The sequence below is a fragment of the Melaminivora alkalimesophila genome, assembly GCF_000282995.1.
Classification (GTDB): domain Bacteria; phylum Pseudomonadota; class Gammaproteobacteria; order Burkholderiales; family Burkholderiaceae_C; genus Melaminivora; species Melaminivora alkalimesophila.
Window position 1 is genome coordinate 1 of the sequence record NZ_ALEE01000327.1, and the last position, 765, is coordinate 765.

Consider the following 765-nt stretch of genomic DNA (forward strand, 5'->3'; position numbering starts at 1 on the left):
AGGGGCGGCGCCGCCCGCCGATGCCGCGCCCACCACCCTCGCCACGACCGGCGCGACGCCGCAGCGCGTGGCCGTGCCCCTGTCGGCCGTGCGCCCCGCAGCGCCGGCCCGGCCGGCCAGCGGGCCCACGGTGCGCGTGCGCTCGGGGCTGCTGGACCGCCTGGTCAACCAGGCGGGCGAGGTGCTGATCGCGCGCTCCCGCCTGGAGACGCGCATGGGCCAGCTGCGCAGCTCGCTGGGCGACCTGACGGGCAACCTGGAGCGGCTGCGCCAGCAGCTGCGCGACATCGAGGTGCAGGCCGAGACGCAGATGCAGTCGCGCCTGGCACTGTCCAAGGACCAGGGGGCCGGCTTCGATCCGCTGGAGTTCGACCGCTTCACGCGCGTGCAGGAGCTCACGCGCATGATGGCCGAGTCGGTCAACGACGTGGCCACCGTGCAGCGCAACATGCAGCGCGCCATGCAGGGCGCGGAAGACGACCTGATCGCCCAGGGCCGCCAGGCCCGCGAGCTGCAGCGCGACCTGCTGCGCACGCGCATGGTGGAGTTCGAGAGCATCTCCGAGCGCCTCTACGCGCTGGTGCGCCAGGCCTCCAAGGAGACGGGCAAGCAGATCCGGCTGGACATCGCCGGCGGCTCGATCGAGATGGACCGCGGTGTGCTGGACCGGATGGCGCCGGCCTTCGAGCACCTGCTGCGCAACAGCATCGGGCACGGCATCGAGGCGAGCGAGGCGCGCGTCGCGGCCGGCAAGCCGGCCGTGGG

The 765-nt window shown here is 74.1% G+C and carries 1 pseudogene; it reads left to right on the top strand.

Going from position 1 to position 765, the window contains the following annotated elements:
- Positions 1-765, top strand: a pseudogene (locus tag A612_RS06090) (hybrid sensor histidine kinase/response regulator); the annotation flags it as partial.